The organism is Oleiphilus sp. HI0132 (genome assembly GCF_001635845.1).
Genome location: NZ_LWGJ01001043.1, coordinates 1 through 7,602, shown reverse-complemented (window position 1 = coordinate 7,602; position 7,602 = coordinate 1). Strand labels below are relative to the sequence as shown.

At 43.1% G+C, this 7,602-nt stretch carries 6 protein-coding genes and 1 pseudogene; 5 read left to right on the top strand and 2 right to left on the bottom strand.

Annotated elements, in window-relative coordinates; translation table 11 throughout:
- Nucleotides 1-81: 81 nt before the first annotated feature.
- Together A3766_RS32415 and A3766_RS32410 are read left to right on the top strand one after the other, a co-directional pair.
- A pseudogene (locus A3766_RS32415) lies at nucleotides 82-507 on the top strand (AraC family transcriptional regulator ligand-binding domain-containing protein); the annotation flags it as partial.
- Nucleotides 508-924 carry a helix-turn-helix domain-containing protein gene (locus tag A3766_RS32410; RefSeq protein WP_369808627.1) on the top strand — a complete coding sequence of 139 codons (417 nt, stop codon included), beginning with the start codon at nucleotides 508-510 and terminating at the stop codon, nucleotides 922-924.
- Between the two features lie 6 nt (nucleotides 925-930).
- On the opposite strand, the gene A3766_RS12580 is transcribed toward A3766_RS32410, so the two are convergent.
- Nucleotides 931-1,329 carry a hypothetical protein gene (locus tag A3766_RS12580; protein ID WP_068642286.1) on the bottom strand — a complete coding sequence of 133 codons (399 nt, stop codon included), beginning with the start codon at nucleotides 1,327-1,329 and terminating at the stop codon, nucleotides 931-933.
- Between the two features lie 226 nt (nucleotides 1,330-1,555).
- Between A3766_RS12580 and A3766_RS12575 the strand changes: the two genes are divergently transcribed.
- Nucleotides 1,556-3,958: a Lon protease family protein gene (locus tag A3766_RS12575; RefSeq protein WP_068510812.1), complete on the top strand. Its 2,403-nt coding sequence runs from the start codon at nucleotides 1,556-1,558 to the stop codon at nucleotides 3,956-3,958.
- Complete coding sequence (locus A3766_RS12570) at nucleotides 3,942-4,805, top strand: M23 family metallopeptidase (RefSeq protein WP_082880459.1); 864 nt, start codon at nucleotides 3,942-3,944, stop codon at nucleotides 4,803-4,805. The genes A3766_RS12575 and A3766_RS12570 overlap by 17 nt, the downstream gene beginning before the upstream one ends.
- A gap of 60 nt (nucleotides 4,806-4,865) precedes the next feature.
- Here A3766_RS12570 and A3766_RS12565 read toward each other — a convergent pair whose 3' ends face one another.
- Nucleotides 4,866-6,299: a 3-oxoacyl-ACP reductase gene (locus A3766_RS12565; RefSeq protein WP_068510809.1), complete on the bottom strand. Its 1,434-nt coding sequence runs from the start codon at nucleotides 6,297-6,299 to the stop codon at nucleotides 4,866-4,868.
- Between the two features lie 116 nt (nucleotides 6,300-6,415).
- Between A3766_RS12565 and A3766_RS12560 the strand changes: the two genes are divergently transcribed.
- Entirely contained in the window at nucleotides 6,416-7,447 is a 1,032-nt protein-coding gene (locus tag A3766_RS12560) for a hypothetical protein (RefSeq protein ID WP_068510807.1), read from the top strand.
- Nucleotides 7,448-7,602: the final 155 nt, after the last annotated feature.

The following is a 7,602-nucleotide window of genomic DNA, read 5'->3' as shown; positions in this document are numbered from 1 at the left end:
ACTTGAGTACTAAAACTTCGTTGAAAGTCCGGCTTTGACAGCAAATCGGTTGGCGAATTTTGTAAAAAAGTATTCAACTCTTTCTGGCGACTAATGGATGATGAGTTCATGGGCTTTACCGATCAGCCCTGTAAACAAGGTGTTTTTGCCATCGTAGCTAAACAAATGATAAGGGAGCAAACTATTGGTGAAAGCATAAGGCGGGCAAGCTTGCTCTACAGTACCTTTAGAAACGATATCGTGCTGCAACTTGAAAATACTACGGAGGGAGCTCGTCTTATTTTTCAGCCTGTACGGCCCGAGTTGGATACTGCCAATTTCCTCGTAGAGTTTTTTTTATTGGTTTGGCATCGCTTTGCAAGCTGGCTTGTTACTGAACGATTACCTTTAAAATATGTTAGCTTGAGTTACCAGAGTCCACCGCATGTTGCGGAGTATAGTTTGCTCTTTCCTTGTCACTGTAGGTTTGGTGAAACGCAAAACGCACTAGTCTTCGAATCAGCTCTTATGGATTTGCCTATTAAACAGGGCCAGAAAGAGTTGAATACTTTTTTACAAAATTCGCCAACCGATTTGCTGTCAAAGCCGGACTTTCAACGAAGTTTTAGTACTCAAGTAATGAATATGATTGTTGATGATACGATGCAGTTTAAGAAGCTTGATGATTTGGCCAGTGAACTCAATATGAGCCCAAGAAATTTAAGGCGTGTCTTGGAAAAAGAAAACACTAGCTACCAACAAATTAAGCAAAAACTACGATGTGAAAAAGCGCTAAGCCTGCTAAATGATAGTAATCGATCAATAAGCGAGATAGGGTTGGAATTAGGCTTTGATGAAGCCTCGGTATTTTCTAGAGCGTTTAAAACCTGGATGGGCTTATCACCGCGTGCCTATCGTGATAAACACTCGATTGGAAGTGCTTGAGAAGAGTTAACCGGCTTCTTTTGTTTGCTGGTTATAAAGGCTTTCAATTCTTGAAAGATCATTATCTGTCTTGCGGCAGTATTCTTTGCTGTCTTTTGCGTAGCTGAAAACAACACTGATTCGGTAAAAATGCCGAACTTTCACACACTCGGTGACGATGCCCCCAACCTTGGAAAGTGAAATATACTTACCTCTAAAGTTAATTAGAATGCGTTCTTTGGCCTTAAAGGGACGACGCGACCTGATCGCCATACCATAGCGATTGATATCGAGGCATTTAACTTCCTGTGAGGAGCTGAAGAATTTTCTTAAGCCGACAGGTTGTATTGATATTCGTAAATCAGGCGCTTTATGGCGTCTTTTAATGCGGCGCTCTGCCCAATTTATGAGTTTAATTTTATGCATAGGTATAAAATGGTATGGGGTTAGGTCGAATCAGGAGAGGGATATTAAACGCTAAACACCCAACAAATCAACTTTCAACTGACAGCTGTTCTTATAGTAAATGAATATAGGTTAAATTGTTGGTAAAAATTAGTCTTGTTAAGCCAGTCTGTTTTGTTAATATCGTTTAGATACTTTGAACTAATGCTTTGCATGTAATCATTTTCATAATATTTAAGGGCTCACATTGAAACCGCTATCTACGAAACAATTATACAAAACATGTGATGATGCTGACTTGGGCTTTTCCAGTACTAAAGCTCTGCCGCCATTAAATGAATTTGTAGGTCAGGACCGTGCACAGGAAGCTGTCCGCTTTGCGATGTCAATGCCTGACTCTGGTTACAATGTGTATGCAATTGGCCGCAATGGCTTGGGCAAGCGTACGATGATCTTGCGTTTTCTAGATCATCACCGTAAAGAAAATAGAGAGTTATACGATTGGTGCTACGTTGCTAACTTCGATGAGCCTAGATCACCCAAAGTACTTAAGTTACCGGTTGGCATGGGCGCTAATTTAAAAAAGGATGTCGAAAAGCTTATGACCCGTTTGGTCAAAGGCATTCCTCAGGCTTTCGAGAATGATCAGTACTTTCAGCGCTCAGAAGCACTCAAGCTAGAATACGCTGAAAAGCAAGAAGCGGCATTAGAGAAAGTCGCTAAGCAAGCGAAGCGAAAAAAGGTAAAGCTATCTTTGACAACCCCTGGTGGATACCGTCTCACTGCAATGAATGGTGAAGATGTACATACAGTCGAAAGCTTTGAAGCACTTGCGGAAGATGAGAAAGATCAGTTTGATGATGTAATCACTAAGCTTGAATTAAAGCTAAGAGGGGTGATTAGAAAAATAGCAAACTGGGAACAGGAGTTTGTAGATAAGCAGCAAGCGCTCAATGAAGAGGTTGTACTGGGCGTTACACAGCACCTGGTTGAGTCACTTGCTCACAAATATCATAAGCACTCTTTAGTAATTGATTATTTGAATGATATACAAAATGATATCGTCAATAACTTAGATATTTTTCTCGAAGACAGCGAAGAGCAGGGCGCTATGTCCAATGCAACGCTTGAGAAGAAACTACCTCGTAGATATCAGGTTAATGTACTGGTTCAGCACAAGGACTCTAAAGAGCCTGTTATCGTTGAAGAAAACCCAAACTATCACACGATGTTTGGTTATGTGGAGCATGTGACCTACAAAGGCACGGTGTTTACCGACTACTCCTTAATTCGCTCGGGTTGCTTACATCGTGCCAACGGTGGCTACCTGTTGATTGATGCGGCGAAGGTGCTTGAACAACCTTTTGTGTGGGACGGGATCAAGCGAGCCCTGCGTTCCAAGGAACTGCAAATCAATTCCCTGGAAAGAGAAGTGACTTTGTCTGGAACGATTTCTTTGGAACCGGAACCGATTCCATTAGATGTTAAGATTATTCTCTTTGGTGACCTCGAAACTTATCTATTGCTTCAGAATTACGACCCTGAGTTTGAAGAACTGTTTAAAGTGACAGCGGACTTCGAAAACGAAATGAATCGTACGCCTGAATCACAGATGCTTTACGCAAAATTCATTTCTAGTCTCGTACACGAAAAAGGCTTTCTTCACTGTGACAAGAAAGCGGTGGCTCGGGTAATTGAGTTTAGCTCCCGCCAGGCTGAAAATCAGAATAAGTTGTCACTTCACGCCTCTGAAATATCTAATTTGCTGCGAGAGTCAAACTACTGGGCGCGTGAGCAACGTTCAACAATGATCAGACAGTCTCACGTAGAGCGCGCTTTAGAAAGTGCCGAACACCGCAATGGGCGAATCAAAGATCAACTGTTTGATACGATAAGAGATGGCTCTACTTTGCTATCCGTTAGCGGTTCGGTTGTTGGGCAGATCAATGCACTGTCAGTGTACTCCACGGCGGGTTCGGAGTTCGGAATGCCAAACCGTGTTACTGCAAATTGTTATTTTGGTGATGGTGATATCACAGATATCGAGCATCATGCCAAGTTGGGCGGCAATATCCATACTAAGGGGATTTTGATCCTATCGTCTTATTTGTCATCCTTATTTGCAAAAGATGATCTGATGCCTCTATCTGCAAGTATTGCTTTTGAACAGTCTTACGGTGAGGTTGATGGCGATAGCGCGTCGATGGCCGAGTTCTGCGCCTTAATTTCTTCACTTGCTGATGTGCCAATTCTTCAGCACTTCGCAGTGACCGGCTCAGTGAATCAGTTTGGTGAAGTTCAGCCAATTGGTGGCGCAAATGAGAAAATAGAAGGCTTTCTCGATGCTTGTGAGTTAATCGGCAGTGATCAGAAGCAAGCGGTTATTATCCCTAAAAGCAATATTGCCAATCTTATGTTAAGCCAGAAGGTGATTAATGCCGTTAAGAAAAAGCGCTTTAATATCTATGCAGTAACGCATGTTAATGAAGCATTGGAATTGCTAACGGGTTTAAAGACGGGAACGCTTAAAGACGGTATGTACGAGGATGGCAGCATCTTCGGCAAAGTGCACGAGAAGATGGCCAGCTTACGTGAGAAAGAAGAGAGTAAAGATAGCGAAGAAAAGGGTGCTCATGAGAAAAACGCTTAAGCGACTAAAGCGAACAGGTTTTACACTCCTTATAGTGACTTGTGCTAATGTCTTTGCGGATGACTTGCTCTCAGAAAAGCTAATGACCGACGACGTGGTGCTTGAGGGGGTATTTGCACAGGGCGGTTTGTTAAAAGGTAATGTTAAGCCTTCGTACGACGTAAAACTGAATGAACGCGAAATTCGGCTTACGCGAGAAGGGGATTTTATTATTGGCTTTGGTCGCGATGCTGCGCCGGAGCACAAATTAACATTCAGCGCTCCTAATGGTGAACGTCATTCTCTAATTATTGATGTGAAGCAAAGGACTTATCCGACTCAAAGTATTAAAGGTGTTCCTCAAAAAACCGTGACACCCAGTAAGGATAAACTAGCCCGTATAAAACGCGAAACGGCGCTGGTTAAAAATGCTCGTAAAACTGATTCCAGCTTGCTTTACTTTTTGGATGACTTTACGGCACCTATGAGGGCGCCTATTACTGGTGTCTACGGTAGTCAACGGATTTACAACGGTACACCAAAGCGCCCACATTATGGTGTTGATTATGCTGGGCCAGTTGGGGCGCCAGTTTATGCTCCTGCTAGCGGTAAAGTTACGCTGGTCCATGAAGACATGTTTTACTCCGGTGGCACTTTAATTGTTGACCATGGTTATGGACTATCTTCAACCTTTATTCATCTAAGTGAAGTTGTCGTAAAAGAAGGTGAAGATATTGTGGCAGGCCAGGAAATTGCCAAAGTAGGGGCTGGAGGTCGTTCTACAGGTCCGCACCTTGATTGGCGTGTTAATTGGTATGGTACGAGAATTGACCCTCAGCTGGTTCTTTTGATAGCTGGTGATAAGTAAACTTAAAGCGATGGCATTCTTGCTGCAAGATGGTCATCGCATTCCATTCCATTATTACATTTACTTACCTAGTAAACTCAAACCGCATATACGAAGTACATTTCCGTTAAGCGCATTAGCATCGGGGCGGCTGAAAAAGCTCACTCCCTCTGCGATATCTAGCGGCAAGCCACCCTGTGATAATGCATTCATACGTCGCCCTAGTTCACGAGTCAATAAAGGGATTCGCTGGGTCATATCAGTTTCTATAAAGCCAGGTGCAATGGCGTTAATAGTTAGCCCCTGAAGGCCCTGGTCGGCGGTGTGTTGGCTCATCGCTTCAACATAAGAGGCTATTCCGGCTTTAGAGCAGGCGTAATTACTTTGTCCGAAGTTACCTGCAATCCCGGAAATAGAAGATATACAGATGATGCGTGCATTGTTAGCAAGTAGCTTCTTTTCTATTAGCGCACGATTGATATCCAGCACCCTGGACAAGTTGATGTTTATCACTTGATCCCAAAAGTGCTCTGGCATGTTAGCAATAGTCTTGTCGCGAGTAATGCCAGCGTTATGAACAATGATATCTATTACGCCGAGTTGCGCACCAATAGTATTGCATATAGAGTCGACCGAGCTTTCTGCGCTTAAATCCAATGCAACACTGTGTCCAGAAATCTCTTTAGCGAGAGCTTGTGTAGCACTTTCATTGGCAGGTATATCCAGGCAGACGACTGTTGCACCATCGCGCGCTAATGTTTTTGCGGTGTGATAGCCAATCCCCTGAGCAGCTCCAGTTACAAGAGCAGTTTTGCCGAGTAGTGGCTTAGCCTGGTCTGTTCTTTTCTGCTTGGTTGCTTTGTTGCAAAGCTGAATAGATTGTCCGCTTATGTAGGCTGACTTGGGCGAAAGGAAAAACCTGAGAGAGCTGTCTAGATATTTCTGAGCGCCTTTTTCCAGGTAAATAACATTGCTGGTGATCCCTTTTTTACCACACTCTTTAGCTAGCGATTTTGCAAACCCTATTAAGGAGCCTTGCAAAGAAGCGCTTTCCGGTGATTCAAGTTGCGAAGGTGATTGCCCAATAATGACAAAGCGTCCATTAATACTAATTTTCTTAACGGAACGAGTAAAGACGCTGTACAATTGCTTCAGTTCTTGGCTTGTTTTTATTCCCGTCGCATCAAAAACTAAAGCTTTAAACTTTTGATCTTCAAGGTTGTCGATCTGAATTTCTGTACATTTAGCTTTATAACTCGTAGGTGCGGCCGATAAGTTTAGTGTCTCGGTATTAGAGCGTGCACTAAACAGGGTAATGTTGTCGGAGTCGAGAGCCTTAAATACACTATTAGTCGCAAAATTATGCTTAGTCGCGGCAAGCAGGATTTTACCGCTAATATTATATAAGCTTTCATGTTCGCTACGAGCAAGATTAAGAGGTTTGGGCAAGTTCAAAGCTTGGATGATTGGCTGTGTATACTGAGAGTTCGCAAGCTTTAGATATAGATCACTCATGTCGACTTTTTACCCTTTAAAAAATAACAATAGAGCCTCGTGCGCGGCATGCGCTAGTGTAACGCAAACTATTATAATATCTTACAAAAAATCTATTTTTCTTGAGATAACGTTTTATGACGACACATGACAATTCCTTGAATAACGCTGACCAATATGCGCAGCAGTGGATAAATGATCTGCGCAAGCGCAATAGCCTGCTTAACGGTACGTGGATAGTCACTCTTATCATGGCCTTGGCTTTCGGGCTCTCAGCATTTTATTTTTATCACCAGGGTCAAACTGCACTCCTGGACAGCGTCTTATCTAAGCAAGAAATAGGTAAGCTCGAACTTCAGCTTAAAAATCAGCAAGCCAAAATGTCTACGTCTGGACAATCTCTTGCTGAAACCAAAGCTGAGCACGAGCGTTTGACGAGAGAAAACCAGGCTCAGCAGGAAAAAATACAGGAGTCGGAGGGTGCGCTTGCGGTCAATCAGGATATTATCGACAACCTGAATTCACAACTCGCTTTGCTTAAAGAGGAAAACGAGGCCCTAGCAGCATCCTTGAGTCAGGTTAGGGCGTCTTTGTTGAGTGGCGCAAGCAATAGCGAAGTGCTGGCCGGAGAAAATTCAAGATTAAGCGATGAAATCAAGGTATTAAATAAGAAGTTAAAAGATAGAAAAGGCGCTTATCTTGCGGTTGTAAAACGTCAAAAAGAGACACGCTCAGAGATTGATTATCTTGCATCGAACAACGATAAACTCAATCAGGAGCTAGAGTCTAAGGAGCAGCGGATTACTTCGCTACAAACACAGATTTCACAGTTAAGCGCTTCGAAGACATCTTTGACGGAAGAACTTACCACTGTTAAAAGCGACTATAGCTTACTCGAAGATAAACTTGCTAGCCTTATGGCGCCGATAGGTCCAGCTAGTAACCCTACTGCTTCTAAACCAGCGTTAAGCAACACGCTAAGCGCGCCAAGCAATAGCGCCCAAGGAGCAAACGCTACGGCAAGTGGCTTTGATGGCTTGGAAGAAATTAAGATACAGAAGCCGCGTGTACTTATGCCAATTCCTTCTACTAGCGCCCCCGCCAAAGATAAGGCCACTGAAAAAGCTAAAGCTTCTACCTTTGACTATGACAAAATAGCTATTCCATAAAGAGACTGTGTATTAGCGGGAAGTAAAAAACATGGATAGTTACAGAGGGGCGCATTTCCTTGCTGGCTCAGGACCAAGTTTTGTAACGGTTGCGAAAAGTTTATATCGTCGTCGATACCCTAATGTTGTAGTGCAAGGTGACTCCTGGTTTGATT

What these genes read in the sequence shown, in the direction of transcription:
- A3766_RS32410 (WP_369808627.1), top strand. Translation starts at nt 508, where the DNA reads ATGGATTTGCCTATTAAACAGGGCCAGAAAGAGTTGAATACTTTTTTA.
- A3766_RS12580 (WP_068642286.1), bottom strand. Translation starts at nt 1,329, where the DNA reads ATGCATAAAATTAAACTCATAAATTGGGCAGAGCGCCGCATTAAAAGA.
- A3766_RS12570 (WP_082880459.1), top strand. Translation starts at nt 3,942, where the DNA reads ATGAGAAAAACGCTTAAGCGACTAAAGCGAACAGGTTTTACACTCCTT.
- A3766_RS12565 (WP_068510809.1), bottom strand. Translation starts at nt 6,299, where the DNA reads ATGAGTGATCTATATCTAAAGCTTGCGAACTCTCAGTATACACAGCCA.
- A3766_RS12560 (WP_068510807.1), top strand. Translation starts at nt 6,416, where the DNA reads ATGACGACACATGACAATTCCTTGAATAACGCTGACCAATATGCGCAG.